General features: G+C 67.7%; 20 protein-coding genes and 2 rRNA genes. 6 read left to right on the forward strand and 16 right to left on the reverse strand.

Annotated elements, in window-relative coordinates:
* Window positions 1-115: 115 nt before the first annotated feature.
* The 10 genes from ACWZJV_RS13615 to ACWZJV_RS13660 form a co-directional block, all read right to left on the reverse strand.
* Window positions 116-1348: a hypothetical protein gene (locus ACWZJV_RS13615; protein ID WP_457181820.1), complete on the reverse strand. Its 1233-nt coding sequence runs from the start codon at window positions 1346-1348 to the stop codon at window positions 116-118.
* A 153-nt stretch (window positions 1349-1501) separates the two neighbouring features.
* Window positions 1502-2236: a TetR/AcrR family transcriptional regulator gene (locus tag ACWZJV_RS13620; protein WP_196876181.1), complete on the reverse strand. Its 735-nt coding sequence runs from the start codon at window positions 2234-2236 to the stop codon at window positions 1502-1504.
* A gap of 263 nt (window positions 2237-2499) precedes the next feature.
* Window positions 2500-4197, reverse strand: coding sequence for an allophanate hydrolase (locus tag ACWZJV_RS13625; protein ID WP_457181821.1), 1698 nt, complete (start codon window positions 4195-4197; stop codon window positions 2500-2502).
* Window positions 4194-7886 (reverse strand): urea carboxylase, encoded by a 3693-nt coding sequence (gene uca, locus ACWZJV_RS13630; RefSeq protein WP_457181822.1) that lies wholly within the window; start codon window positions 7884-7886, stop codon window positions 4194-4196. The genes ACWZJV_RS13625 and uca overlap by 4 nt, the downstream gene beginning before the upstream one ends.
* A complete protein-coding gene (locus ACWZJV_RS13635; RefSeq protein WP_457181823.1) occupies window positions 7883-8674 on the reverse strand; it encodes an urea amidolyase associated protein UAAP2 in 792 nt (263 codons plus the stop codon). The genes uca and ACWZJV_RS13635 overlap by 4 nt, the downstream gene beginning before the upstream one ends.
* Window positions 8671-9438, reverse strand: a complete 768-nt coding sequence (locus tag ACWZJV_RS13640) for an urea amidolyase associated protein UAAP1 (protein WP_457181824.1) — start codon at window positions 9436-9438, stop codon at window positions 8671-8673. The genes ACWZJV_RS13635 and ACWZJV_RS13640 overlap by 4 nt, the downstream gene beginning before the upstream one ends.
* Before the next feature lie 557 nt (window positions 9439-9995).
* Window positions 9996-10790, reverse strand: coding sequence for an HAD family hydrolase (locus ACWZJV_RS13645; protein ID WP_457181825.1), 795 nt, complete (start codon window positions 10788-10790; stop codon window positions 9996-9998).
* 81 nt (window positions 10791-10871) lie between these two features.
* Window positions 10872-11573 carry a cation transporter gene (locus tag ACWZJV_RS13650; RefSeq protein ID WP_457181826.1) on the reverse strand — a complete coding sequence of 234 codons (702 nt, stop codon included), beginning with the start codon at window positions 11571-11573 and terminating at the stop codon, window positions 10872-10874.
* Window positions 11567-12475, reverse strand: coding sequence for a cation diffusion facilitator family transporter (locus tag ACWZJV_RS13655; protein WP_457181827.1), 909 nt, complete (start codon window positions 12473-12475; stop codon window positions 11567-11569). The genes ACWZJV_RS13650 and ACWZJV_RS13655 overlap by 7 nt, the downstream gene beginning before the upstream one ends.
* A complete protein-coding gene (locus tag ACWZJV_RS13660) occupies window positions 12475-12810 on the reverse strand; it encodes an ArsR/SmtB family transcription factor (protein ID WP_457181828.1) in 336 nt (111 codons plus the stop codon). Before ACWZJV_RS13660 ends, ACWZJV_RS13655 begins: the two co-directional genes overlap by 1 nt.
* 295 nt (window positions 12811-13105) lie before the next feature.
* On the opposite strand from ACWZJV_RS13660, the gene ACWZJV_RS13665 reads away from it, so the two are divergent.
* Window positions 13106-13684: a TMEM165/GDT1 family protein gene (locus tag ACWZJV_RS13665; RefSeq protein ID WP_008355279.1), complete on the forward strand. Its 579-nt coding sequence runs from the start codon at window positions 13106-13108 to the stop codon at window positions 13682-13684.
* A 43-nt stretch (window positions 13685-13727) separates the two neighbouring features.
* Here ACWZJV_RS13665 and ACWZJV_RS13670 read toward each other — a convergent pair whose 3' ends face one another.
* Both ACWZJV_RS13670 and ACWZJV_RS13675 read right to left on the reverse strand, forming a co-directional pair.
* Window positions 13728-14960 (reverse strand): RNA polymerase sigma factor, encoded by a 1233-nt coding sequence (locus ACWZJV_RS13670; RefSeq protein ID WP_457181829.1) that lies wholly within the window; start codon window positions 14958-14960, stop codon window positions 13728-13730.
* 1 nt (window position 14961) lies between these two features.
* Window positions 14962-15339, reverse strand: a complete 378-nt coding sequence (locus ACWZJV_RS13675; protein ID WP_008355282.1) for a YciI family protein — start codon at window positions 15337-15339, stop codon at window positions 14962-14964.
* Window positions 15340-15504: 165 nt separating this feature from the next.
* Here ACWZJV_RS13675 and ACWZJV_RS13680 point away from each other — a divergent pair, with 165 nt between their 5' ends.
* Window positions 15505-16350 carry a nicotianamine synthase family protein gene (locus ACWZJV_RS13680; protein ID WP_457181830.1) on the forward strand — a complete coding sequence of 282 codons (846 nt, stop codon included), beginning with the start codon at window positions 15505-15507 and terminating at the stop codon, window positions 16348-16350.
* Here the strand turns inward: ACWZJV_RS13680 and ACWZJV_RS13685 are convergent.
* Entirely contained in the window at window positions 16319-17203 is an 885-nt protein-coding gene (locus ACWZJV_RS13685) for an LLM class flavin-dependent oxidoreductase (RefSeq protein ID WP_457181831.1), read from the reverse strand. The genes ACWZJV_RS13680 and ACWZJV_RS13685 overlap by 32 nt on opposite strands.
* A gap of 132 nt (window positions 17204-17335) precedes the next feature.
* Between ACWZJV_RS13685 and ACWZJV_RS13690 the strand changes: the two genes are divergently transcribed.
* The 3 genes from ACWZJV_RS13690 to ACWZJV_RS13700 are packed head-to-tail and all read left to right on the forward strand — an operon-like array spanning window position 17336 to window position 20313.
* Window positions 17336-17761, forward strand: a complete 426-nt coding sequence (locus ACWZJV_RS13690; RefSeq protein WP_008355288.1) for a YciI family protein — start codon at window positions 17336-17338, stop codon at window positions 17759-17761.
* A gap of 35 nt (window positions 17762-17796) precedes the next feature.
* Window positions 17797-19026, forward strand: coding sequence for an RNA polymerase sigma factor (locus ACWZJV_RS13695; RefSeq protein ID WP_457181832.1), 1230 nt, complete (start codon window positions 17797-17799; stop codon window positions 19024-19026).
* Between the two features lie 21 nt (window positions 19027-19047).
* A complete protein-coding gene (locus tag ACWZJV_RS13700) occupies window positions 19048-20313 on the forward strand; it encodes an Nramp family divalent metal transporter (RefSeq protein ID WP_008355292.1) in 1266 nt (421 codons plus the stop codon).
* Between the two features lie 105 nt (window positions 20314-20418).
* Here ACWZJV_RS13700 and ACWZJV_RS13705 read toward each other — a convergent pair whose 3' ends face one another.
* The gene (locus ACWZJV_RS13705; protein WP_457181833.1) at window positions 20419-21219 is read right to left on the reverse strand and encodes a siderophore-interacting protein; all 801 of its coding nucleotides are present in this window, start codon (window positions 21217-21219) and stop codon (window positions 20419-20421) included.
* 104 nt (window positions 21220-21323) lie between these two features.
* On the opposite strand from ACWZJV_RS13705, the gene ACWZJV_RS13710 reads away from it, so the two are divergent.
* Window positions 21324-22616: an MFS transporter gene (locus ACWZJV_RS13710; RefSeq protein WP_457181834.1), complete on the forward strand. Its 1293-nt coding sequence runs from the start codon at window positions 21324-21326 to the stop codon at window positions 22614-22616.
* A gap of 320 nt (window positions 22617-22936) precedes the next feature.
* Here the strand turns inward: ACWZJV_RS13710 and rrf are convergent.
* Window positions 22937-23053 (reverse strand): 5S ribosomal RNA (rrf, locus tag ACWZJV_RS13715).
* A gap of 118 nt (window positions 23054-23171) precedes the next feature.
* Window positions 23172-26263, reverse strand: a 23S ribosomal RNA gene (locus tag ACWZJV_RS13720).
* Window positions 26264-26465 lie beyond the last annotated feature (202 nt).

Consider the following 26465-nt stretch of genomic DNA (forward strand, 5'->3'; position numbering starts at 1 on the left):
GAATCCTCCGAGGCGCAGGAACAGGTTCTTGTGCAGCGTACGCCGGACGGGAGTCCCACACATCCGACCCTGGTAGCAATTCAGTCCTGTATCGAACTGCCTCGACCCGGGAGGATCAACGCCTGACGAACTCGCGGTCGCCCTTGGGCCAGGAGTGCGTGTAGCCGGTGACCTTGGCGGCTCCTTCGATCCGGACGCTCCATTCCGCGTGCCCGGAGGCGACCGGCTTGATCACGACGAGCTGGTCGGGCTCGGTGATCGTGACCGTACGCGTGAACCGCTCCGGCGCGCCCCACGGATCCATCGCGATCGTCGCCGTCACCGGCAACCTGCTGGCGTCGATCCGCAGCCCGATGGCCTCGGTCATCGCGATCGCCTTCACCGACAGCGTCCTGGTCGGCTCCGGCTTCTTGGTCGGCTTGGGCGTCGGCGTCGGCGTGGGCTCGACGCGTACCGACGACGCCGTCGCGCTCGGCGAGGGCGACTCCGACGGTGGCTCGATGACCTCGTCGCTGGCCCCGGCGGTCGGCTCGGACTGCTGGCTCTGCGGCTCCTTCTTGTCGGAGGAATCGGCGTCGGAACCGGTCACGACGCCGCGTACGACCTCGTAGATCAGGATCAGCAGGAGCAGGCAGACGACGACCAGCACCACCCGCCCGCGACGGGTCATCCGCGACCGTCGGTACGGCCCCGGCTCCATGTGGTGCAACGGCACCAACGGTCCCGGCGACCGCGGCGACCGCTCGGAGGCCGGCACGGGAACGGGCTTGGGGGCAGGCTCGGGAGCGGGCTCAGGGCTCGGCTCAGGCAGCGGCGCGGGTGCGGGAGGCGGCACGGGTGCCGGCGGGGCAGGCTCGGGCTCCACCGGTTCAGGCTCCGGCTCGGGCTCTGGTTCCGGCTCCGGTTCCCGTGGCGGGGCGGGCGGCGGCACGAGCTCGGGCTCCTCGACCACAGGCGCGGGCACGGCCAGGATCGGCGGCACGTACGGCTCGGGTTCAGGTTCGGGTTCGGGAGACGGCTCGACCTCGGCCTGGATGACCAGCGGCGCGATGGCGTCAGGCAGCCACGCGGCGCCCGGAACGTCGTCGGGCGAGCCGTAGCTCCCGAAGACCTCGAGGGTCTCGAAGTCGGTGACGTGCCCGTCGGGATGGACGACCATCCGGACCCGGGCCTCGTCGTCGGTGGCGACGACCTGGACGGGCTTGCGGCTCGGGCCGGCGAGCTGCTCGCGTACGGCCCGGATGCCTGCTTGGTGCGGATCCTCTCCCCATGGACGATCCACCACGAGGCCGTTGAGCGTCGTGACCCCGCGGGTGACGGAGAGGATGGCTGTCTGCTTCCGGGCCATCAACGGCCTCCGGAAGGGTCAATGCACACGTGTGGGGGTCCTCGCGGTGGGGAAGCGGGCAACGGGCTCGGAAAGTGTGTCGTTCAAGCCTCAACTGGGCAACTCACACGCGCAAGCCCTACCCACCAGTTACCGTCTTGTCAGCCTGCCTTGTCAGGCGAGCTCGCGAACCCTGTCCTCGAGGAAGTCGTCGAGCATGTCCACGGCGACCGCGTTCGCGGCTTGGATCTTCTCCTGGCTGACCCCACACATCCGCAGGCACGAGGACGCGATCGCCCAGGCCTCCGGGCACGAGATCCTGCGAACCGTGTTCTCGGTGATCATCTCGGCGCGCATGTTGATGACGCCTTCGACCTGCTGGATGAGCATGTTGCCCAGCTGCTTCAGGCTGACGCCTTCCAACACCTTCTCCGAGGCCACCTTGCTGGCGAGATCGGCATAGGCAGCAGCCAGCTCCTGGTGCTCCTTGCGGAACTCGGTGTAGACCTCGCCGTTGGTCACATCCGGCAGCATGTAGAGCATGCCGACGTTGTGCTCGACATCGGCAAGGGTGCGTACGTCGATGAGAACCAGCAGATAAAGAGCGGTCTCGTAATCGAGCGGTGGCACCTGGTTGAGGATCTTCTCGACCTTGTCCGTGGTCGGGCGGACCGACTTACGGAGCAGCTCGACGAGGATCTCGTCCTTGCCTGCGAAGTGGTAGTAGAGAGAGGCCTGACGGATGCCGACCTGGTCGGCGATCTCGCGGGTGGACGTCGCCGCGAAGCCCTGGGACACGAAGAGTCGCGCAGCAGCATCGAGGATCTGGTCACGTGGTGAGGCAGTACCCGAATCGGGCACATGCCTGGGGCGGCCGGGCCGAGAACGCCTAGTTGTCATGTACGCCATCTAAGCGGCCTCCCGAGTTTCGGGGAAGATTCGAAAGAGTCTTCTTCCCCTAAGGAATAGAGTCGAAAGTCCCACGAGAGGGTTGAATTCTCTGTCAACAAAGTGTATGGCGCGACGGACCAATAGACACGGCACAGCATCCTCCCGGGGCGATAATGCTGGCGGAATTCTGCCCAGTGTGACGGGGTTTCAGGCGGCTGAACAGGGTCGTGTGCCATCAGGAGGAATGACCCCGGTCCCATAACCGATATCCACGCCGAACGTTAAAGGCCCTGCTCAGACCGGTAACGGCGCCAGCCACCGTGCGATGAGATATCAGCGGCTCTTTCGACCGCAATCGGCTCCACCAGAAATCCCGAAACCGAGGAGCCGTCCTCCAACGTCACCTTTCCGATCGCCATCGGAGCAGGTACGCCACCCACGAACGTCCCGAAGCCCGCGGCCGGGACGCGCCAGAGCTCGCCCTCGATCCGCACCCCGGTCGCGGGACCACCGACACGGACCAGGCCGGGCTTCGGCGGCACCGTCTCCAGAGCGAAGAGCCGATAGTCGGCCGAGGTCGACACCCGGCGCAGCAGCGTCGCACCGGCCTCGACCAGCTGGTGGTTGAGCGGCATCCCCGACAGGTGCGCACCGACGACGAAGAGATCGACAGCGGGGCTGAGGAGCGTGTGGCCCAGCGCGGCCAGGGTGCGGTCGCTCCCGGCCGCTCCGGTCAGCATCACCCCGAAGGGCAGCCCGCCGACCTGGCCGGCCGGGACGGCGAGCGAGGCCATGTCGAGGAGGTTCGCGAAGTTCGTGTAGCGCCCCAGGCGCGCGTTGGCGCCCACGGGATCCGCGGCCACCTCGGCCAGCGTGGGATGCCCGGTCGTGGTCGGTGTCAGCAGCGCCGAGCAGCCGGCGAGAGCCTCGCGTCCCGCGGCGCCGAGGCGCGCCAGCCGGGCGACGTCGCGTGCCCACTCGGCCGCGCCCGCCGATGCCCCGGCGAGGACGATCTCGGCGACCGTCGGGTCGAGGTCGGTCCCGATGAGGTCGCGGTTGGCCTCGAGGTGGGAGCCGACCGCGGCGTACCTCTCGGCGACGAAGGCGCCGTCGTAGAGCAGAGTGGCGGCCTCCAGCAGCGGCGAGATGTCGGTCTCGACGACCTCGATCCCGGCCGAGGCCAGGCGCGCGCCCACGGCTCGGAAGGCGTCGGCCCAGCCCGGGGCGAGCCCGTCGAGGTGCTCGCCGGTCGGCACCGCCACCCGCGGCACCGGCGGCAGGCCGGCATCCGCCGGCAACGTACGCGACAACGGGTCGGTCGGGTCGGGCCCGGCCATCAGCTCCGCGGCCGCCCGCGCGGATCCGAGATCCCGGGCGAAGACGGTGACGCAGTCGAGCGTGTAGCAGGCGGGTACGACACCGGTGACCGGCACCAGCCCGCGCGACGGCTTCACCCCGACGATGCCGTTGAGCGCGGCCGGCACCCGTCCGGAGCCCGCGGTGTCGGTCCCGAGCGCGAGGTCGACCAGGCCGAGGGCGACCGCGACCGCCGAGCCCGACGAGGACCCACCCGAGATCCGGGTCGGGTCCCAGGCGTTGCGGACCGCGCCGTACGGGCTGCGGGTGCCGACCAGACCGGTCGCGAACTGGTCCAGGTTCGTCTTCCCCACCACCAGCGCCCCGGCCGCACGCAGCCGGGCGACGGCGGTGGCGTCGGACGAGGGCGAGTAGGCGTACGACGGCGCTCCGGCGGTCGTCGGCAGGCCCCGGACGTCGATGTTGTCCTTGACCGCCAGCAGACGGCCGGCGAGGGGAAGGATCTCGCCGCCGGCCACCTTCGCGTCGATCGCGGCGGCCTCCTCGAGCAGGTCGTCCCGCGTACGCAGCGAGATCCAGATCTCCGGCCGGCCGGACGCCTCGATCCGGTCGAGGGCGTCGGCGGCGCGGTCGACCGCGCCGCCGGGAAGCGAGTGGATCAAGAGCCGGACCCGTCGAGAGGTCGCACGGCGGCGATGACCTGTCCCGGGACGATCTGCTCCCCCGGCTTCACGTAGATCTCGGCCACCTCGCCGGCGACCGGGACCGGGACGCTCGCCTCCATCTTCATCGCCTCGACGACCATCAGCGGATCGTCCTGCGCCAGCCGCGACCCGCGGCTCGCGACGACCTTCCAGACGGTCGAGGTGAACGGTGCGGTCACCGGCACGCACCCTTCCGGCACCTCGACCTCCGACGGGTCGCCCCGGGCGTCGAGGCGGTCGCAGATGTCGAACTCCCCCGCCGCCTTCCAGCGCTCGCGCTCCTCGTCGAAGGCCGCGGACTGCTGGTCACGGAAGGCTGCGATCGAGTCCGCGTTGGCGGTCAGGAAGCGGTCGTAGTCCTTGATCGAGAAGGTGCCCTCCTCGGTCTCGAACTCGCCGCGCCCGGCGTCGACCTCCGCCCGCAGCTCGAGGAGCTCGTCGGCGGAGACCGGGTACCACTCGATCCGGTCGAAGAACCGCAGCGCCCACGGGTCGTCGTGGAAGAGCCCGCCGGCCGAGGTGGAGCGCCGAAAACGGTTGAACACCTGAGTCGTCCGGCCGACCAGCTGATAGCCGCCCGGCCCCTCCATCCCGTAGATGCACATGTAGGCGCCGCCGATGCCGACGGAGTTCTCCGCCGTCCAGGTGCGCGCCGGGTTGTACTTCGTCGTCACCAGCCGGTGGCGCGGGTCCAGCGGGGTCGCGACCGGTGCACCGAGATAGACGTCCCCCAGCCCGAGGACCAGGTAGGACGCGTCGAAGACGGTCCGGTGGACGTCCTCGACCGAGGCGAGCCCGTTGATCCGGCGGATGAACTCGATGTTCCACGGCGCCCACGGCGCGTCGTCGCGTACGCCGGCGGTGTAGCGCTCGATCGCCTCGCGGGTCGCCGGGTCGTCCCAGGACAGCGGCAGCCGCACCCGCCGCGAGGGCACGGTCAGCTCGGAGCTGGCCGGCAGGTCCTCCTCCAGCTCGCGCAGGAGTCCCGCGACCTGGCCGGCACGCAGAACCGAGGAGTCGGTGTGCACCTGCAGCGACCGGATCCCGGGCGTGACGTCGATGATGCCCGGCGGCGCGTGCTCTGCCAGCGCCGACTGCAGCGCGTGCACCCGCATCCGGAGACCCAGGTCGAGCGTCATCGGCCCGTACTCGACGAGCACGGAGTTGTCGCCGCTGCGCCGATAGGTGACCTCTGGCCTCGCCGGTGTCCGGGGCAGGCGGCCCAGGACGCCGTCGTCGCCGTCGCCGCCCGCGCCGCCGACCACCGACAGGGAAGCACGGTGGTTGATCAGCCCGGCGGCCTTGCCCTCCCGCACCGGCACGAACCGAACTGCGTCCCCCGGACGCAGTTGCCCGATCTTCCACAGCTCACCGCTGGCGACGACCGCCGGGCAGACGAAGCCGCCGAGCGACGGCCCGTCGGGGCCGAGGATGATCGGGGTGTCGCCGGTGAAGTCGAGCGACCCCACCGTGTAGGGCGTGTCGTGGATGTTCGAGGGGTGCAGCCCGGCCTCGCCGCCGTCGGCACGGGCCCAGGTCGGCTTCGGCCCGATCAGACGTACGCCGGTGCGGGCCGAGTTGTGATGCACCCGGTAGCTCGCCGAGTAGAGCTGGTCCAGGTCGGCGCGCGTGAAGAACTCCGGGGCCCCGTGCGGGCCCTCGGTGACGCCGATCTCCCAGCTGTTGGTCAGGGCCGGCCGCCGCGACACCGGCGTCGCCGCCGGCTGCGCCTGCGGGTCGACCGCGGTGCCGGGGCGGAGCACGTCACCGCGCTGCAGCGTACGCCCGGCGTGGCCGCCGAACCCGCCGAGCGTGAACGTCGAGGCGCTGCCCAGATAGTCGGGCACGTCCAGGCCACCTCGGACCGCGATGTAGGCCCGCAGCCCCGGCCCGTCGGTGCGGCCCAGCTTCAACGTCGCCCCCGCGGGGAGCTCGATCGGCTCCCACTGCGGGGCAGGGACGCCGTCGACGCTGACCGGCATGGGGGCACCGGTCACGCAGACGACGGCGGGATCGGAGAAGACCAGCGTCGGCCCCCCGGCCGTCGTCCGGCCCGTTGCCAGCGGCACCGTGACCTCGAGGCCGGGCGCGCCCCGGTGGTTGCCGACCGCCAGGTTGGCCTCGGCGAACGAGACCGGGTCGAACGGCCCCGACGGAGGTACGCCGACCTGCCAGTAGCCCACCCGCCCGGGGAGGTCCTGGACGGTGGTTAGCACGCCCGGGTCGAGGACGTCGATGCGCGGGTCCGGGTCACCCCCGCTGCCGTCCTTGGCACGTTCCGGGAGGGTCGAGGTCGAGTGCGTGGCCGAGCGGAGCTCGGGGTAGGTCGTCATCGCGCGCAACGCGGAGACGTTGGTGACGATCCCGTCGATCCGGGTCTGCGCGAGCGCTGAGCCCAGCGTGTCCAGCGCCTCGTCGCGGGTCGCCCCGGTGGCGATCACCTTGGCGAGCAGCGGGTCGTAGTGGGGCGAGACCTCGAGCCCGGTCTCGATCCAGGAGTCCACCCTGACCGTGTCGGACGGCTCCGGCAGGATCGCCCGGGTGACCAGGCCGGAGGACGGCATCGAGTCCTTGGCCGGGTCCTCGGCGTAGACACGTGCTTCGACGGCGTACGCCTGGGGTGGAGGGCACTTGCGGAACAGCTCGTCGGGCAGGGCGCTGACCCCGTCGCGGGCCAGTCGCAGCATGAGCGCGACGATGTCGATGCCCATCACCTGCTCGGTGACGGCGTGCTCGACCTGGAGGCGGGTGTTCATCTCCAGGAAGGAGATCTGCTCGCGGCCCGGGTCGTAGACGAACTCCACGGTGCCGGCCGAGCGGTAGGAGACCGACTTGGCGAGCTGGCGCGCGGAGTCGTGCAGGACGGTACGCACGTGCTCGGGAAGAGCAGGCGCGGGCGCCTCCTCGATCACCTTCTGGTTGCGGCGCTGCAGCGAGCAGTCGCGGTCGCCGAGCACCGCGACCTGGCCCTCCCCGTCGCCGAAGATCTGCACCTCGACGTGACGGGCAGGCCGCACCAGACGCTCCAGGAACACCCCGGCGGTCCCGAAGCTGGTCTGGGCCAGCCGCGCGACCCGCTCGAAGGCGACCCGGACGTCCTCCTCCGAGCTGCACGCGGTCATCCCGATGCCGCCACCGCCACCGGTGGCCTTGACCATGACGGGCAGCCCGATCCGGGCAGCCTCCTCGGCCGCCTCGTCCGGACCGGAGAGCAGGCCCGTGCCGGCCAGCATCGGCACGCCGGCGTTCTCGGCGAGCCGGCGGGCCGAGTGCTTCTCGCCGAAGGCGCTGATCTGGTCGGGCGTCGGTCCGACGAACCGAAGGCCCGCGGCCTCCACCTCGCGGGCGAAGGCAGCGCTCTCGGACAGGAAGCCGTAGCCGGGATGGAGCAGCCCCGCGCCGGTGCGCAGGGCTGCCGCGATGATCAGATCGCCTCGGAGATAGGAGTCCCGTGCGGGCGCGGAGCCCAGACAGACGGCCTCGTCGGCCTCCCGCACGTGTGGTGCCGCCCGGTCGGCCTCGGAGAAGACCGCGACCGTACGCATCCCGAGCTCGCGCGCGCTGCGCATCACCCGGCGGGCGATCTCCCCTCGGTTGGCGACCAGGACAGTGTCGACGGACAGTCCGGTATCTGGGCCAGCCGTCATGCGTCGGCCTCGTAGTCCACGTCCGGCTCGGAGACGATCATCCGCAGCGGCGTCGGGTTGAAGTCGTTGCACGGGTTGTTCATCTGCGGGCAGTTGGAGATGAGCACGAGGGTGTCGATCTCGGCACGCAGCGCGACCCGCTTGCCGGGCGCCGACATGCCGTCGACGATGCCGAGGGCGCCGTCCTCCTCCACGGGCACGTTCATGAACCAGTTGATGTTGGAGACGATGTCGCGCATGCCGAGACCGTGCTTGGCTCCCTCGGTCAGGAAGTTCTCCCGGCAGCCGTGGTGATACATCACGTGGTGCCCGTAGCGCAGCGTGTTGGACTCCCGCGAGCACGCGCCACCGATGGTGTCCTGTCGGTCGATCTCGTTGCCGACGACGGTCATCAGGGCACGACCGTGGTTGCTGCGCAGCACCGTCCCGGTGCGGATGTAGGCGTTGTCCTGCCAGGCGAGCGTGTCCGGCGCGCTGTAGCGCTCGTCGGTGTCGTGCGCGTTGTAGAGCAGGCAGTCACCCGACTGGTTGCCCCCGACATCGACGATCGTCAGCACGTGCCCGGCACGTACGACACCCGACCACGACGCCCGCGGAGCGACCTGCTCGTCCAGCACGACGGCACCCGGCACCAGCGGGTCACCCCACTCCAGTGGGCTGCCGTCTGCGTACGACGCACCGACCGGCACGCTGGAGACCAGCTGGCCGTCGGGCGTCAGGTAGGTGGCCACAGGAACAGGAAGAGTCGTCACAGGCCTCATCACCGGGTTGTCGATCGTGGTAGTCACAGGCCCCGAGCCTCCGCATAGTCGAGTGTGTTCAGGTACGCCCGCCGCACCTCGGGAGAGGCGTCGAAACGCTCGTCCGCCGGGGTGGTCGGGGTGGTCTCCGGCGTACGCCAGGCGTGCACGCGCAGCGGCCCGACGATGTACTCCGGACGTGGGTCCCGCGGATGCGGGACGTTGGCGATCAGCACGATCAGGGGCAGCTCGGCCACGAGCTCGACCGAAGTCCCGGCGCCTGACGAGCCGACCCAGTCGAAGGCGCCGTCCGAGGCGACGCGCACTCCCTGGAAGAACGAGACCGAGGGAGGTACGTCGGCCGGCCCGAGCCCGTGCTTGGCAGCCGCCTTCACGAAGAGGTCACGCCCTGCCGGAGCAGGCCCCTCGGGCAGCGCGGTGCCGTAGCGCAGCGCGTTCCAGGCGGCGGTGCTCGTCCCGCAGAACGCGTCGTGGCGTCCCGAGGTGTCGGTGAGGATCGTGGCGAGCACCCGGCCGTCACCGGAGAGCAGCGGGTGGCCGGCACCGAGGTAGGCCTGCCACGGGATCTTCTGGGTGTCGGCGACGTTGAGTCGCTCGGTCGGCTCGAGGGCGTTGTAGACGAGCGTGTGGGCGCAGGCCTCGCCGGTCGGGTCCTCGAGCCGGAACCGGGTGCCTCGGGCGAGCACCTTGTGGGTGTAGCTGCCGGGCGCGACCGTCTCGGCCCAGGTGAGGCTCTCCGGGTCGACGTCGTCCGGACAGAACGGGCTCGACGAGGCCGGTAGGTACGGCATCCAGTCGCTGACCTGCCCCCCTTGCGCGCGAGCATCTGCCCGTGCGTTCAGCACCGTGTCCGTGCTGTGGTCTGCAGCTAGCGCCACCCGCGTCCTCCTTGAAGCATGTTGAACCTGTCGACTGACAGGTAAGCATGTAGGTCAAGGGCGTCGGGGGCAAACCATGACTGTTGGAAACCTGAGTCCGAAATGTGGGGTCGGAGACGGCGAAATTCTTCCCTGTCGGTCGATCGATTCTTACCGTTTTCGGCGTGAACTCGCTAGGGGGCAAGGACCATTTCCTGCCGAATTCACGCGTGCGGTGCCGCCTGATGGAGCGTTCTCGCCACGGCCGAGGCTCGCCCACCGGACGTAGAACCTGTCAAAAGATAGGTAACATGTCCGGTGTGATATCGGACACCGATCCGATGGCGATCCGGAACCGTGCCGAGGAACGGACCGAAACGTCGGAGGATCCCGGATTCGGCTGACATCGACCCGTCGGCGTGGGACCCTGACCCACGCAGGACGGGCGCCACGAGCTGCCGACCGGACGCCGACCGGCCTTCATCCGGAGATCAGCGGGATGATCGCTTCGACCCCCACGGCACCACATTTCCGGAGACGAACGTCCGCGATTCGGACCCGTCGCGCGGCATCGGGACCCCGATCATGCCGACGAGCTCGGACAGGTCGCTGATCGTCGGCCCGCTCCACTCGGGATCCAGGTCGAACGCGACACCCTCTTCGCTCTCCTCGATCTCGTCGTGCCCCCTGGCCCGGAATCGCACCGACCGCATCCCGACCGCCTCGGCGCCGCTCAGCTCGCGGTCGGCACCGTCACCGACGTAGACGCACTCGCTGGTCCGCACCTCCAGCGCCGCCGCAGCGACGAGGTAGGCGCCCGAGTCGGGCTTGCGTACGCCCGTCTGGCAGGAGAACGAGACCGCGTCCAGGTGGTCCGCGAGCGGGCTCTGCGGCCAGATCGCGACCGTCTCCGCCCCGCAGTCGGCGACGAGACCGAGCTTGAACCCTCGTTTGCGCAGCGACTTCAGGGCGGGCAGCGCCCAGGTGGCGGCGTGCAGCGAGAGCGCGTAGTTCAGCCGGCGGGTGATCGCGCTCTCCACCTGAGACTCGGTCGGCGACCCACCGACCCGTCTGGCCAGGTAGCGCACCGTGTGATGCACGTCGGCCATCAGGCCGCGTACGCGCTCGTCGAAGGTGTCGGTGACCGCAGCCGCGAACGCGACGGGGTCGACGCCGAGGTCCGCGCCCATCGCCCTCGACACCGCGTCGTGCTCGGCAGGATGACCACTCGGGACGAGCGTGTCCTGCAGGTCGAAGAGGACCGCACGCACCTCGGCCTCATCCATGGCCTCAGCGTAACCAGGATCGAATCTTTGCTGAGGAAGTTCGACGAATCCGTAAAGGTTACGTCGATCAGCGGGTTCCGGTCAGCAGCAGTCACAACCGTCGTCGGGCCGGCCGTCGTCGATGAACGCCTCTACCGGGGAACAGCAGACCTCGCCTCGCCAGGCGTTCACGCCCTCCCGGACGGCGACGGCGGCGATCGTCAGCGCGGCGAGGGAGTCGGCCCACCACCAGCCGAGGAGGCTGTTCAGCACCAGACCGAGCAGGAGCGCGGCCGACATGTAGGTGCACAGAAGCGTCTGCTTGGAGTCGGCGACGGCCGAGCGTGAACCGAGCTCGGTGCCCGTACGCCGCTGCACCCATGAGGCCAGAGGCATGACCAGCAGGCTCAGCACGGCCATGCCGATTCCGACACTCGAGTGCTCCGCAGCCTCGCGGGTGGCCAACGCGGTGACGGCGTCGAAGCTCACGAAGGCGGCGAGCGCGAAGAACGAGCAGGCGATCACGCGCAACGCGGTCCGCTCGCGGCTCTCGTGGTTGCCGCCCCCGAACTGCCAGGCGACGGCGACCGCGGAAGTGACCTCGATCACCGAGTCGAGACCGAATCCGACCAGCGCGGCCGAGCTCGCCCCCACACCGGCGACGAGCGCGACGATCGCCTCGACCACGTTGTACGCGATGGTGAAGGCCACCAGCAGCCGCACCCGGCGTACGAGCACGGCCCTTCTCCGCTCGGCGGCCGGTCGGGCGAGGACCACCTCCGCGGAGCGGGCCGCACTCACCATGTCACCTCGAGGCACTGCGGCGTCGGAGCGGTCTCGGTCTGCAGCGTCGCGTGCTCGATCCGGTGCTCGGTCGCGAGCATCCGCTGGGCCCGGGCGAGGACGTCCTGCGAGTCGGCATCCTCGGCGAGGGTGAGGTGCGCGGTGGCGACGTTCATCCCCGAGGTGAGGGTCCAGACGTGCAGATCGTGGGCGTCCTCGACCCCCGGGATCGCCTCCAGGTCGGCGACGACGGCATCCACCACCAGACCGTCGGGGATCTCCTGCCCGAGCACGGCCAGGACCTCGCGGCCCAGCACGACGGCCCGGACCGCCACGAAGAGCCCGATGGCCACCGCGACACCCGTGTCCCACCACGCCTGGCCGGTGAGCGCGACGATCACACCGGCCACGATCACGCCGACGCTGCCCGCGGCATCGGCGACCACCTCGAAGTAGGCGCCCTTGACGTTGAGCGACTCGGCGGCGCCGGCGCGCAGCAACAGCATCGAGACGACGTTGACCACCAGACCGAGCGCACCGACCACGAGCATCGCGCCGGTCTGCACCTCGGTCTCGGCGCCGATCCGGCCGACGGCCTCCACGACGACGTACGCCGCGACCCCGAGCATGATCAGCACCGTCAGCCCCGAGGCGAAGACCTCCGCGCGATAGGAGCCGTAGGTGCGCCGGCCGGTGGTGTCCGGTCGCGCCGCGATCCTGGTCGCCAGCAGCGCCGCGCCGAGCGCGACGGCGTCGGCGCCCATGTGGCCGGCGTCAGAGACCAGCGCGAGCGAGCCCGACCACACGCCGGCGACCAGCTCGATGACCAGGAAGCCCGCGACCAGGGCGAACGTGACCGCGAGCCGCGACCGATACCTCCCGCCGGCGTGGCCGGCGGCGCCGTGACCGTGTCCGTGCCCCATCAGCAGCACCCCAGCTCATCGGCGTCGGCACAGGCGGCCTTGTCGGTGACCAGGACCAGTCCGTGGAGATCCGCCAGTGCGTGGGCCACGCGCTGGTCGACGAGCTCGTAGCGCGTACGCCGCCCCTCGGGGACGGCCACCACCAGACCGCAGCCACGCAGGCAGGCCAGGTGGTTCGAGACGGCCTGCCGGGTCGCGCCGAGCGAGTCCGCCAGGTCGGCCGGGTACGCAGGCCCCTCGCGCAGCCGCATCAGGATCCGGGCGCGGGTGGCGTCGGAGAGCGCGTGGCCGAAGCGCGCGAGCGCGTCCAGGGAGGCCGCCGTCGTCATCACCATGGACCTGACCGTACATCGTTTCCTGTATTCAGCCAATCCTGTACTGACCTAGGGTGACGCAGCCCACGCCCCACGCGACTGGGACCGCCCTCGGCCCGTGGCCTAGACTCGGGACCACGAAGGGGAGTAGTCCTCAACAGTCGCGTCGACACACTGGCCTCAGCGCCCGGCGCGATCGGCCACGAAGGTGGCGGACGAGACCTTCGACCAAGCACCCGTATCAACACGACGGTGCTGGTCGAAGGACGCTGCACCCTCATGGGATTCCTCCGGCCGGCGCCGGAGAGGAACCCCTGTGTACGCCTTCCTGCTGTCGACCGCGGTCATCTTCGTCGCCGAGCTCGGCGACAAGAGCCAGCTCATGGCGATGACGTTCGCCACCCGCTACCGCGCTCGAGACGTGATCCTCGGGATCACCGCCGCCACCGCGATCGTCCACCTGGCCTCGGTCGCGATCGGCGCGCTCATCGGGGACGCCTTCGCCGAGCACCAGCACTACATCACCATCGTGGCCGGGCTCGCCTTCCTGGTCTTCGCGGCGTGGACCCTGCGCGGCGACGAGCTCACCGAGGACGAGGCGAAGAAGGCCCGCAACAGCCGGGGCATGGCGATCATCGCCGTCGGCATCGCGTTCTTCCTGGCCGAGCTCGGCGACAAGACGATGCTCGCGACGATCACCCTGGCGACCCAGGAGGGCTGGCTCGGCACCTGGATCGGCTCCACCGTCGGGATGGTCGCGGCCGACGCCCTCGCCATCGGTGTCGGCGCACTGCTGGGCCGCAACCTTCCCGAGAAGGTGATCAAGTACGGCGCCGCCGCACTCTTCGCGATCTTCGGGATCATCCTCGTCCTGGACGGCGTCGTCCAGCTCTGATCCTCAGCTCTGATCCTCAGCTCTGATCCCTGGCGACAGGACGTCACGACTGGTCGAGCGCCTCGACCCGGCGGTTCAGGTAGCGCTGCTCCGGCACGCTCTGGGTCAGGCGCGCCGCCAGCACGTAGTGCTCGCGGGCGGTCGCGAGGTCACCGGACTGCTCGAGCAGGTGCGCCAGCACGGCATGGGCCCGGTGGTGCCGCTGCATCGCCGGGTGCTCCAGCAGGTCGCGTACGATCTCGATGCCGTGCTCCGGGCCGAGGCTCATCGCCACCGCGACGGCCCGGTTGAGCGTGACCGCCGGCGACGGTGCGACCTGAGCCAGCATCCCGTAGAGCAGGTTGATCTGGAGCCAGTCGGTGGCTTCGTACGACTCCGCCTCGGCGTGGACCGCGGCGATCGCCGCCTGCAGCTGGTAGCGGCCCACCGGGCCCTCCGGGAGCACCTCCTCCAGCAGCTCGACGCCTTCGCGGATCAGCTCACGGTCCCACTGCGAGCGGTCCTGGTCCTTGAGCGGGATCAGGTCGCCGAGGTGGTCGACGCGCCCGCACGAGCGCGCCTGGGTCAGCAGCATGAGGGCGAGCAGACCGGTGGCCTCGTCGTGCTCCGGCAGGATGCCGCGCACCATCCGGGTCAGCCGGATCGCCTCCTCGGTGAGCTCGATGCCCTGCAGGTCCGGGCCACTGGTGCGGGTGTGGCCCTCGTTGAAGATCAGGTGGCAGACGTCGAGCACGCACGCGATCCGCTCGGGCAGCTCATCGGGCGCCGGCGAGCAGAACTCCTCGTCCTTCAGCGTCGCCCGTGCGCGGCTGAGCCGCTGCCCCATGGTGGCCTCAGGAACCAGGTACGCAGCCGCTATCTCCGCCGTCGTCAGGCCGCCCACGCACCGCAGCGTGATCGCGACCTGGGAGGGGCGGCGCAGCGCGGGATGCGCGCACATCATCATCAGCCGCAGCGAGTCGTCGTAGGCCGAGCCGATCTCGGGAGCCACCGGGTCCGGGTCGTCGAGCCGCCGCGCCATCCCGTCGGCGAGCTCGCGCCGGGTGCGCGCCGAGTCCGATCGCAGCTGGTCGATCAGCCGCCGATGAGCCACCCGGATCAGCCAGGCCCGGGGATCGGCCGGCAGACCGTCGCAGGACCATCGCTGGCTCGCCGCGATCAGCGCCTCCTGGGCGGCGTCCTCACAGTCGGGCAGATCGGGATGGACCCGCAGCAGGGCGCCGAGGACATGGGCGGACTCCTGCCGCCACACGTCCTCGACCCCCGTCACCGTCATGTCAGTAGGTTGCCACCGGCCGTAGCTCGACCGTCTCACCGGGGCCACTGAAGCTGCGTACGACCTCTTCGGCTCTCTCCTGGGACTCGACGTCGATCAGGAAAAAGCCGGCCAGATGCTCCTTGGCCTCGGAGTAGGGGCCGTCGGTGACGACCGGCTCGCCGGCGTCCCAGCGGTAGAGCCTGGCCGATGCCGGGTCCGCGAGCGGCTGCCCGCCGAGGAGCTCCCCGTTGGCCGCGAGCTCCTCCATGATCCCCTCGAAGGCCGCGTTGAGCTTCTCCCTCGCCTCCTGCGGCAAGGACTGGAGCTCGGGGATGAAATCCCCCGTCGGGTGGCCCCAGGGCTGCGGGTTGGAGTGGATGAGGATGACGTACTTCATTGCTCTTCCCTTTCGTAGGCGCCTTCCGAAGGCGTGCTTACGGGGGATACGTCGTAGCCGGCCGGCGTGGTTCTACATCGTCCCAGAAACTTCCGTGCCGCGGAGTGGGTCTCCTCGGCGGAACCCTGTGCAGCGGCCGTCGCCGATGTGGAATGGTGACCGCTTGTGAATCCGGGAGCGTTCGAAGCAGTCGACGAACGCCTGGTCTCCACCCTCGACGACCTGCTCGCCCAGCAGTCGCTGGCGCCCGGCATCGTCGTCAACGCCCTCTTCAACCGGCTGGTGACCGCGGTGCTGAGCGTGCCCGAGTCGGCCGCCGACTCCGTGCTGGCGGCGCTGCCGCCGTCGTGTCCCCCCTCCGCCTTCCGGTCGGTGGCCTCCGCCGGCGAGCACGCGCTCGAGCGGGTCTGGGCCCACCGGATTTCGCGCGCGGCCGACCCCGCGGAGGCCTTCTCCCGCTTCCCCTACCGCGAGAACTACCGGCTCCTCGTGGAGATGGAGCTGCAGGCCGTATGCCGCCAGGGCACCGACCCGCGGCACGTCCTGCTCCTCGGCTCGGGGCCACTGCCCCTGACCGCGCTCTGCCTGGCCGAGCACGGCATCGCGGTGCACTGCGTCGACCACGACCCGGAGGCCATCCGGCTCTCCTCCGCCGCCTTCGGGCGCCTGGGCGCCGCCGGGGTGACGTTCGAGCACGCCGAGGCCGCGGCCGCCACCCCACCGCGACCCGTCGACGTCGTGCTTCTCGCCGGGCTGGTCGGATCCGACGACGCCGCGAAGGCCGACGTGCTCGGCAAGGCGGTCACCCACCTCGCCCCGGGCGGCCTCGTCCTGGCGCGGAGCGCCCGGGGACTGCGTACGCTGCTCTATCCGCGGGTCGGCCCCGCGGCGCTCGCCGGTCTGACCGTGGTCGCCGAGGCCAATCCCGAGGTCGACGCCCCCGGGACCGACGTGATCAACAGCGCCATCCTGGCCCGGCCTAGAGAGCCGGGTCGAGCACCTCGGCCTTGAGCTGGGCGGCGCGCTCGATCCGCTCGTCACCGGTCTTCCCGAGGTTCCACGTCGGCAGGATGAACTCGTCGAAGCCGGCCTCGACGTACTGCCCGACGAAGTCCTGCAGCTCACCGGCCGAGCCGGTCTGGGTCCTGGCGAAGCCCGGGTTCGCGCCGTCGAGATCGAGCATGAGGTTCGCGGTCGTCCTGATCGTGGACGGGTCGCGGCCCACCTGCTCGCAGGCTTCCAGGAGCTTGGCCCGCACCGCACCGGCGCTCTCGGGCGTGCCCCAGGTGTTCCACTCGTCGGCGTGACGGGCGACGACCCGCAGCATCCTCGGGCCCTTGGCGCCCACCAGGATCGGCAGTGGCGAGGCCACCGGCTTCGGCTCGCACGGCGCGTCGGTGAGCTGGAAGTGGGTCCCCTCGAACGTCGTACGCGGCTTGTCGAGCAGCGACCGGGTGATCTCGATCGCCTCCTCGAACCGGTCGACGAGCACCTTCGCGCCCGGCAGGTCGATGCCGTAGGCCTTGTGCTCGTTGATCTGCCACCCGGCACCCATGCCGAGCACGAAGCGGCCGCCGGCGATGTGGTCGATGGTCGCGGAGCGGTTCGCGAGGAGCGCCGGGTGGTGGATCGTCGTCGGCGAGACGAGGGGCCCGATGCGTACGTTCTGGGTGGTCGCGGCCAGCGCCGGCAGGATCCCCCAGACCTCGTGCATCGGCCCGTCGTCGACCTCTTCGGTGCCGGTGTTGGGCATGTAGTGGTCGGCGACCCAGACGCCGTACCAACCGGCCTGGTCGGCCGCCTGCGCCTCGGCGAGGATGTCAGCGGTGGGGAAGACGAGGTTGGGCCACAGCGAGATCTTCACGTCTCCAACGTACCCGCCTCCGAAATCTCTTCAGAAATATTCTTGGCAAGGCTGTCGATCCCGCGTAGACCTCGTTCGACCAAGGGGTGAACGGGCCGGCAAGACGGTCCGACCGACACAGGAGATACCGAGATGCCGAAGTACATGCTGATCTGGCGCACCGTCGACGAGGACAAGATGAACGCCGCGATGTCCGAGATCCCCTTCGAGGAGATGCTCGAGAAGATGGGCCGGATCAACGACGAGCTCATCAAGGCCGGCGTGCTGCTCGCCATGGAAGGCCTGGACCCCGAGGAGCACACCGTCGTCACCTACGCCGACGCGGACCAGCCGGTGGTCACCGACGGCCCCTACGGCGAGACCAAGGAGCTCTTCGGAGGCTTCTACCTGATCTCCGTCGCCTCGAAGGAGGAGGCCATCGAGTGGGCCAAGCGCATCGGCTACTTCCCCGGCTCGGCCGTCGAGATCCGCCGGGTGCCGACGATCGACGAGTTTCCGCAGGACAACCCGTGGATCCAGCAGGAGCTCGAATGGCGCACCAAGAACGGGCAGCTCTGATCGAGCACGGACCGACAAGCACGCAGGAGACACCGATGAGTGACGCGACGCGCGCCGTCGAGGCGATCTGGCGAATCGAGTCCGCCCGCATCGTCGGCGCGCTCGCGCGCTACACCGGCGACTTCGCCCTCGCCGAGGACGCGGCGCAGGAGGCGCTCGCCGAGGCGCTGGCCTCCTGGCCGCGCGACGGCCAGCCCGCCAACCCGGTCGGCTGGCTGATGACCACCGCCAAGCGGCGGGCGATCGACACGATCCGCCGCGCCGGCGTCCAGCGGGAGAAGTACGAGGCCATCGCCCACGACCAGGACGAGGCGTACGCCGACGACCTGGACGTCGAGCGGATCGACGACGACGTCCTCGCGCTGATGTTCGTCTCCTGCCACCCGGTGCTGTCCAAGGAGGCCCGGGTGGCCCTCACCCTCCGGGTCGTCGGCGGTCTCAGCAGCGAGGAGATCGCCCGGGCCTTCCTGGTGCCGGTGCCGACGATCCAGGCCCGGATCACCCGCGCCAAGAAGACGATCGCGGCCGCGAAGGTGCCCTTCGAGGTCCCGTCGCCCGACGAGCGTCGGGAGCGGCTCGCCGGGGTGCTCAACGTCCTCTACCTGATCTTCACCGAGGGCTCCACCGCCACCTCCGGCGAGGATCTGATCCGCACCGACCTCGCCCGTGAGGCACGCAGGCTGACCCGCGTGCTGATCGGCGTGCTGCCCGACGAGCCGGAGGCGTACGGGCTGCTCGCGCTCATGGAGCTGACCGCCTCCCGCTTCCCGGCGCGCACCGATGCCGCCGGTCACCCGGTCCTCCTCGAGGAGCAGGACCGCACCCGCTGGGACCAGGGCGCCATCCGCCGCGGCCGGGCCGCTCTGGATCAGGCGACCCCACGAGGCCTCGGCCCCTATGGCCTTCAGGCCGCGATCGCGGCCACCCACGCCGCCGCCGACTCGGTGGAGACCACCGACTGGGAGCGGATCATCGTCCTCTACGAGGCACTGGGCCGCATCGCGCCCAACCCGATCGTCGACCTCAACCGCGCTGTGGCGGTGGCGATGGCCCATGGGCCGATGCGAGCGCTGCAGATCGTCGACCGGATCGCCGAGGACAAGCGACTCGACCACACCCATCTCCTCCCGACCGTACGCGGCGAGCTGCTGCGCCGGCTCGGCCGAACCGTCGAGGCCCGCGAGGAGCTGGAGCGGGCGGCAGCGATGTGCACCAACGAGCGCGAGCGTGCCGTCCTCCGGCAAAAAGTCGCTGATCTTCCCTAAAACGGGGTATACCTGTCGCTCATGTCACAAGCAGCGAGGACAGAGACGTCTGAAACCCCACGCTGGCGGATCCTGGGTCCTGGCCTCGTCGTGGCCGCGACCGGTGTCGGCGCCGCTGACCTGGTCGCCACCCTGATCGCCGGCAGCAAGTACGGCTACGCCCTGCTCTGGGCCGTCGTCGTCGGCTGCGTGCTGAAAGTCGTGCTCGTCGAGGGCGCGGGGCGCTACAGCCTGGCCACCGGCGAGACGATCTTCCAGGGCTGGCGGCGTCTGGGCATCTGGACGACGATCTACTTCGGCCCCTACATCGTCATCTGGGGCTTCATCTACGGCGCCGCCGCGATGGCCGGCACCGGCCTCTCGCTGGCCGCACTGTTCTCGTTCGCCTCGGTGAAGTTCTGGGGCATCCTCTCCGGCCTGATCGGCATCGCGATCGTGTGGACCGGCCGCTACGGCCTCTTCGAGAAGTTCCTCGCCGGCCTGGTGGGGATCATGTTCGTGACCATGGTCGGCGCCGCCCTGGTCACCCTGCCCAACCTTCCCGAGCTCCTCACCGGCCTCGTCCCGACCATCCCCGAGGGCTCCCTGGTCAACATCCTCTCTGTCGCCGGCGGCGTCGGCGGCACGATCACCCTCGCCGCCTACGGCTACTGGCTGCGTGAGAAGGGCTGGCACACCCCGAAGTTCATGCGCGTCATGCGGATCGACAACACCACCGCGTACGTCGTCACCGGCATCTTCGTGGTCGCCACCCTCATCGTGGGCGCCGAGCTGCTCTACTCGGCCCAGATCGCGATCGGCACCGGCGACCAGGGCATGCTCGACCTGTCCAAGGTCCTCGCCGACCGCTACGGCACCTGGTTCGGCAAGCTCTTCCTGATCGGCTTCTGGGCCGCGGCGATGTCGTCCCTCGTCGGCGTCTGGAACGGCGTCAGCCTGATGTTCGCCGACTTCATGGGCACCATCCGCGGCAAGGCGGACGAGGCCGAGGCCAAGAGCGGCGGCCTCTGGTACCGCGCCTACATCCTCTGGCTCACCTTCCCGCCGATGATCTGGCTCCTGCTGGCCGACGAGCCCGCCTGGCTGATCCTCATCTACGGAGTCCTGGGCGCGTTCTTCATGCCGTTCCTGGCGATCACCCTGCTCTGGCTGCTCAACACCGGCCACACCCCGGCGGAGTGGCGCAACAAGTGGGTCTCCAACATCGGCCTCATCATCTGCGCCCTCCTCTTCGCCTGGCTCGCCTTCGACCAGGTACGCACCTCCATCACCGACCTCCTCGGCTGACGCCGAGCGGCTCGAACTGACCGAAAGCCCGCCGAGTCGGCTCGTCATGACGAGCCGACTCGGCGCTGTTCTTGGTCGCGATGAGCGTCCTCGGCTCCTGGACGGTTACGCCTGGGCCTTGCCGATCCGCCAGTAGCCGACGAACGTGATCCGCGACTTCGGGACGCCGAGCGACACCAGGTGACGGCGTCCCTCGGCGGGGATCGTCCGCTCGCCGACGAGATAGGCGGAGAGGGTGGCCGGCTCCTCGGGTGTGAACGCCTTCACCTCGGCGATCGCCAGCGCGCCGGGGCGATCGGCGGAATCGCCGCGCGGCAGCCACCGCACCTCGACCCCGTCCGGCCCGGAGACGTCCTGGACGTCGGCCATGTCCGGGATCTCGATGACCGCCAGCCCTCGAGCGTCGCGAGGCATGTCCCGGAGAATGCCCAGGATCGCAGGGAGAGCCGACTCGTCACCGACGAGCAGGTGGAAGGAGGCGTCCGAGGCGAAGTCGAAGCCCGTGCCCTGGTCCATGAGCACGACCTGCTCGCCGGGCTGTGCCGTACGCGCCCACGGGCCGGCGATCCCGATGTCGCCATGGACGACGAAGTCGACGTCCATCTCACCGAGCTCGGGCCGGTGCTCGCGCACGGTGTAGTTGCGTAGCGGCGGCCGGTCACCGTGCCTGATGTACTTGAGGTAGTCGATCGTCCCGAGCTTCTCGGGCACCACGTCGAAGTTGGTGGCCTCACCACCCGGCCGCGGCAGGAACAGCCGGAACCACTGGTCGAAGCCACGCTGCGGGAAGCGCCGCAGGTCGTCGCCGACCAGGGTGAGCCGCACCATGTGCGGGGTGACCTGCTTGTTGTGCAGCACCTCGGCGGCGTACAGACCCTTCAGCTTCCGGCCTTCGTCGAATCCCATGCCTACTCCTCATCGTGAAGTTAGGCTTACCTTACCTAGCACTGCAAAGGCGGCGAGACCAAAGTCGGTTGACGCCTCCTGGGTCCGGGTAAAGGCTGGGCGGCATGCCCGCCGACGAGCTTTCCGGCTGGAGGCGCAACGTAGCGATCTTCCTCGCCGGCCAGACGGTCTCCCTGCTCGGGTCGATGCTGGTGATGTACGCGGTGATGTGGCACCTCACCATCGAGACCCGCTCCGGGTCCGTGCTGATGCTCAGCCTTGTGTTCGGGATGCTCCCGCAGGCGTTCATGTCGATCTTCGGCGGCGTCTGGGCGGACCGACATCACCGCAAGTTCCTCATCATGGGCTCCGACACCACGATCGCGGTCGCGACCCTGATCCTGGCCGGATTGATGGCGAGCGGGATCGACGACCTCTGGATCATCTATCTCGCCCTCGCCATCCGCTCGGTCTTCGCCGGCATCCAGATGCCCGCGGTCACCGCGATGATCCCGCAGATCGCACCGGAGTCCCAGCTCCTCCGGATCAACGGAGCCTTCCAGACCATCCAGTCGGCGATGACGCTCCTGGCTCCGGCACTCGCAGCGGTCATCTACGCCAACATGGACATCGTCGCCGTCTTCTTCATCGACGCGATCACGGCCCTGATCGGCGTCGGGCTGCTCGCCCTCGTCCCGGTCGCCCGTCTCGTACGCCCCGACCAGGGCAAGGTCTCCTACTTCGGCGACCTGCGCGCCGGTCTGAAGTACGTCTCCACCCACGCGCACGTACGTTGGATCCTCATCCTCTTCACGCTGGTCATGCTGATGGTCGGTGCACCGTCCTATCTCACCCCGCTGATGGTCACCCGTACCTTCGGCGACGAGGTCTGGAAGCTCACCGCCAACGAGCTGTTCTGGGGTTTCGGCATGCTCGCCGGCGGCGCCGCGATGGCCGCGCTCGGACCCAAGATCGTCCACCGCATGCGCCTGATGGTTGGATCCGTCATCCTCATCGGGCTGCTGGTCGTCGGACTCGGCGTCTCCACCAACATGTGGGTGTTCTTCGTCTTCGGGCTGCTCATCGGAGTGTTCTTCTCCGCCCTCAGCACGCCGGCGATCACGATCCTGCAGGAGCGGGTGGCGCCGGAGATGCAGGGACGTGTCTTCGGCATCCTCGGGATCGTCATGTCGGTCGCCATGCCGCTGTCCATGGTCGTCTTCGGTCCGCTTGCGGACCAGTTCTCGGTCGAGTCCCTGCTCGTGCTCGCCGGCCTCCTCCTGTTCCTGGTGGTGGCCGGGATCCTCGCGATCCCCGGTGCCCGCCGTTCTCTCGCCGAGGTCGACCTCCCGAGGGAAGAGCAGGCCGCCTCTGCTCCGAGCACGCCGGACGAGGACGCATCGCAGGGCACCAAATGACAGTTGCCCGGCGCCTCGAGGGCACCGGGCAACTGCGGAAGCTCTGGGTCAGCGGCTGGTGACCAGCTTGATGGCCACACCGAGACCCGCGGCAACAACGGCAGCGATGAGCAGCTTCTTGACCATGGGAACTCCTAGTTCGAGATGTTGAAACGTACGGACTGCAACTATGACATTGGACCCCGTGACGCAGGCCACGTCAACCTGGCGTGGCGCGAAGAGACCACCATTAGCATCTCGACAAGCTCGATGCAGGCATCGGAAATGGGCACAAATGGCAGCAGGGCCACCTCCGAAGAGGTGGCCCTGCGCAAAGTTATGTCCGGCGGCGTCCTACTCTCCCACAGCCTCTCGGTTGCAGTACCATCGGCGCTGAAGGGCTTGACTTCCGGGTTCGGGATGGGACCGGGTATTTCCCCTTCGCTATGGCCGCCGTAACTCTTGAGATCACTACTCCCCGTGCTTCAAGGGAGGTGACCAAACCTGTGTTACAACAGTTGGTTGTGGACGCGAGACTTGACGGTCTTCGTTTGTTGTTTTTGTTGAGGGTTTATGAAAGATAAGCCCTCGGCCTATTAGTACCGGTCGGCTGGGCATCACTGCTGTACACCTCCGGCCTATCAACCCCATAGTCTGTAGGGGGCCTTAACCCATAAAGGGTGGGAAACCTCATCTTGAAACGTGCTTCCCGCTTAGATGCGTTCAGCGGTTATCACTTCCGAACGTAGCCAACCAGCCATGCACCTGGCGGTACAACTGGCACACCAGAGGTTCGTCCATCCCGGTCCTCTCGTACTAGGGACAGCCTTTCTCAAGTTTCCTACGCGCGCGGCGGATAGGGACCGAACTGTCTCACGACGTTCTAAACCCAGCTCGCGTGCCGCTTTAATGGGCGAACAGCCCAACCCTTGGGACCTACTCCAGCCCCAGGATGCGACGAGCCGACATCGAGGTGCCAAACCATCCCGTCGATATGGACTCTTGGGGAAGATCAGCCTGTTATCCCCGGGGTACCTTTTATCCGTTGAGTGACCACGCTTCCACATGCCGTGGCCAGATCACTAGTTCCGACTTTCGTCCCTGCTCGACATGTCTGTCTCACAGTCAAGCTCCCTTGTGCACTTACACTCGCCACCTGATTGCCAACCAGGCTGAGGGAACCTTTGAGCGCCTCCGTTACATTTTAGGAGGCAACCGCCCCAGTTAAACTACCCATCAGGCACTGTCCCTGAACCAGATCATGGTCCGAAGTTAGACATCTAGTACGACCAGAGTGGTATTTCAACGACGACTCCACACACACTGGCGTATGCGCTTCACAGTCTCCCACCTATCCTACACAAGCCGAACCAAACACCAATACCAAACTATAGTAAAGGTCCCGGGGTCTTTCCGTCCTGCCGCGCGTAACGAGCATCTTTACTCGTAGTGCAATTTCGCCGAGTCCACGGTTGAGACAGCGCCCAAGTCGTTACTCCATTCGTGCAGGTCGGAACTTACCCGACAAGGAATTTCGCTACCTTAGGATGGTTATAGTTACCACCGCCGTTTACTGGGGCTTAAATTCTGAGCTTCGCACAAGTGCTAACCCGTCCTCTTAACCTTCCAGCACCGGGCAGGAGTCAGTCCGTATACATCGTCTTACAACTTCGCACGGACCTGTGTTTTTAGTAAACAGTCGCTTGGGCCTGGTCTCTGCGGCCCTTCACGCTTCCCCCAGCTAGTGGGTTCACGATCCGGGCCCCCCTTCTCCCGAAGTTACGGGGGCATTTTGCCGAGTTCCTTAACCATGGTTCGCTCGATCGCCTCGGTATTCTCTACCTGATCACCTGAGTCGGTTTGGGGTACGGGCGGCTCATGACTCGCTAGAGGTTTTTCTCGACAGCATAGGATCATCGACTTCACCAAACGGCTCCCCATCACATCTCAGACATACAGAGCCCGGATTTGCCTAGACTCAGTCCTACATGCTTGGCCGGCGACAACCATCGCGCCGGTTCGACTACCTTCCTGCGTCACCCCATCACTTGACTACTACACACTCGGGTCCCATGTTCCACACACACGCCTCACCCCGAAGGGATCGGTCACGTGCGCTTCAGATGGTTAGCATCATGCGCCTCATCATGGGCGTCATTTCGCCGGTACGGGAATATCAACCCGTTGTCCATCGACTACGCCTGTCGGCCTCGCCTTAGGTCCCGACTTACCCAGGGCAGATTAGCTTGACCCTGGAACCCTTGATCAATCGGCGGATGTGTTTCTCACACATCATTCGCTACTCATGCCTGCATTCTCACTCGCGTACCGTCCACCGCTGGATCACTCCGCTGCTTCACCCGATACACGACGCTCCCCTACCCACCCCGGAAAACCGGAGTGCCATAGCTTCGGCGGATAACTTGAGCCCCGCTACATTGTCGGCGCGGAATCACTTGACCAGTGAGCTATTACGCACTCTTTCAAGGGTGGCTGCTTCCAAGCCAACCTCCTGGTTGTCACTGCGACTCCACATCCTTTTCCACTTAGTTACCGCTTAGGGGCCTTAGCTGATGGTCTGGGCTGTTTCCCTCTCGACAATGGAGCTTATCCCCCACTGTCTCACTGCTGCGCTCTCACTTACCGGCATTCGGAGTTTGGCTAACGTCAGTAACCTGGTCGGGCCCATCGGCTATCCAGTGCTCTACCTCCGGCAAGAAACACACAACGCTGCACCTAAATGCATTTCGGGGAGAACCAGCTATCACGAAGTTTGATTGGCCTTTCACCCCTAACCACAGGTCATCCCCTCCATTTTCAACTGAAGTGGGTTCGGTCCTCCACGCCGTCTTACCGGCGCTTCAACCTGCCCATGGCTAGATCACTTCGCTTCGGGTCTAGAGCGCGCGACTCAATCGCCCTATTAGGACTCGCTTTCGCTACGGCTACCCCACACGGGTTAACCTTGCCACACACCGCTAACTCGCAGGCTCATTCTTCAAAAGGCACGCCATCACCCCCACTGCTGTAAACAGCCGGCCGGGCTCTGACGGATTGTAGGCACACGGTTTCAGGTACTATTTCACTCCCCGCCAGGGGTACTTTTCACCTTTCCCTCACGGTACTGGTCCGCTATCGGTCATCAAGAAGTATTTAGGCTTAGCGGGTGGTCCCGCCAGATTCACACGACATTCCACGAGTGCCGTCCTACTTGGGAGTACATCAACCCAGCCAAACACATACGATTACGGGGCTATCACCCGCTACGGCCCAGCTTCCCAACTGGTTCACCTTCATGCTTGGTTTCTTACTGAGCTCACCGCCGGCAGACGATGACAGACATATCCCACAACCCCAACTACGCAACGACTGCCGTCTATCACACGCAGTTGGTTTAGCCTCATCCGATTTCGCTCGCCACTACTCTCGGAATCACTATTGTTTTCTCTTCCTACGGGTACTGAGATGTTTCACTTCCCCGCGTTCCCTCCAAACGCCCTATAGATTCAGGCGCAGGTAACACGACATGACTCGTGCTGGGTTTCCCCATTCGGACACCCCCGGATCAACGCTCGGTTGCCAACTCCCCAGGGCTTATCGCAGGCTCCAACGTCCTTCATCGGCTCTTGATGCCAAGGCATCCACCATGTGCCCTTCATAGCTTATCTCTCACAAACACTCAACAAAAACAACAAACACAACAACATCACGTTGTCGAGCCTGTCATGCGCTACGAAGACCAACACACACCAACACCTGACACAAAGCCAAGCGCCTACAAGGTGTGTGCATTCTTATTAAACAAGATGCTCGCGTCCACTATCCAACTATCAACTCCAACGCTCATGCCAGGACGAACCCAGCAGCGCC

It is taken from the genome of Nocardioides sp. WG-D5, from assembly GCF_054031175.1.

Bases quoted from the DNA above. Each gene is read 5' to 3' on its own strand.
- ACWZJV_RS13650 (WP_457181826.1), bottom strand. From the start codon at position 11,573: ATGGTGAGTGCGGCCCGCTCCGCGGAGGTGGTCCTCGCCCGACCGGCC.
- ACWZJV_RS13645 (WP_457181825.1), bottom strand. From the start codon at position 10,790: ATGGATGAGGCCGAGGTGCGTGCGGTCCTCTTCGACCTGCAGGACACG.
- ACWZJV_RS13690 (WP_008355288.1), top strand. From the start codon at position 17,336: ATGCCGAAGTACATGCTGATCTGGCGCACCGTCGACGAGGACAAGATG.
- ACWZJV_RS13615 (WP_457181820.1), bottom strand. From the start codon at position 1,348: ATGGCCCGGAAGCAGACAGCCATCCTCTCCGTCACCCGCGGGGTCACG.
- ACWZJV_RS13670 (WP_457181829.1), bottom strand. From the start codon at position 14,960: ATGACGGTGACGGGGGTCGAGGACGTGTGGCGGCAGGAGTCCGCCCAT.
- ACWZJV_RS13695 (WP_457181832.1), top strand. From the start codon at position 17,797: ATGAGTGACGCGACGCGCGCCGTCGAGGCGATCTGGCGAATCGAGTCC.
- ACWZJV_RS13655 (WP_457181827.1), bottom strand. From the start codon at position 12,475: ATGGGGCACGGACACGGTCACGGCGCCGCCGGCCACGCCGGCGGGAGG.
- uca (WP_457181822.1), bottom strand. From the start codon at position 7,886: ATGACGGCTGGCCCAGATACCGGACTGTCCGTCGACACTGTCCTGGTC.
- ACWZJV_RS13710 (WP_457181834.1), top strand. From the start codon at position 21,324: ATGCCCGCCGACGAGCTTTCCGGCTGGAGGCGCAACGTAGCGATCTTC.
- ACWZJV_RS13640 (WP_457181824.1), bottom strand. From the start codon at position 9,438: ATGCCGTACCTACCGGCCTCGTCGAGCCCGTTCTGTCCGGACGACGTC.
- ACWZJV_RS13705 (WP_457181833.1), bottom strand. From the start codon at position 21,219: ATGGGATTCGACGAAGGCCGGAAGCTGAAGGGTCTGTACGCCGCCGAG.
- ACWZJV_RS13675 (WP_008355282.1), bottom strand. From the start codon at position 15,339: ATGAAGTACGTCATCCTCATCCACTCCAACCCGCAGCCCTGGGGCCAC.
- ACWZJV_RS13660 (WP_457181828.1), bottom strand. From the start codon at position 12,810: ATGGTGATGACGACGGCGGCCTCCCTGGACGCGCTCGCGCGCTTCGGC.
- ACWZJV_RS13620 (WP_196876181.1), bottom strand. From the start codon at position 2,236: ATGGCGTACATGACAACTAGGCGTTCTCGGCCCGGCCGCCCCAGGCAT.
- ACWZJV_RS13700 (WP_008355292.1), top strand. From the start codon at position 19,048: ATGTCACAAGCAGCGAGGACAGAGACGTCTGAAACCCCACGCTGGCGG.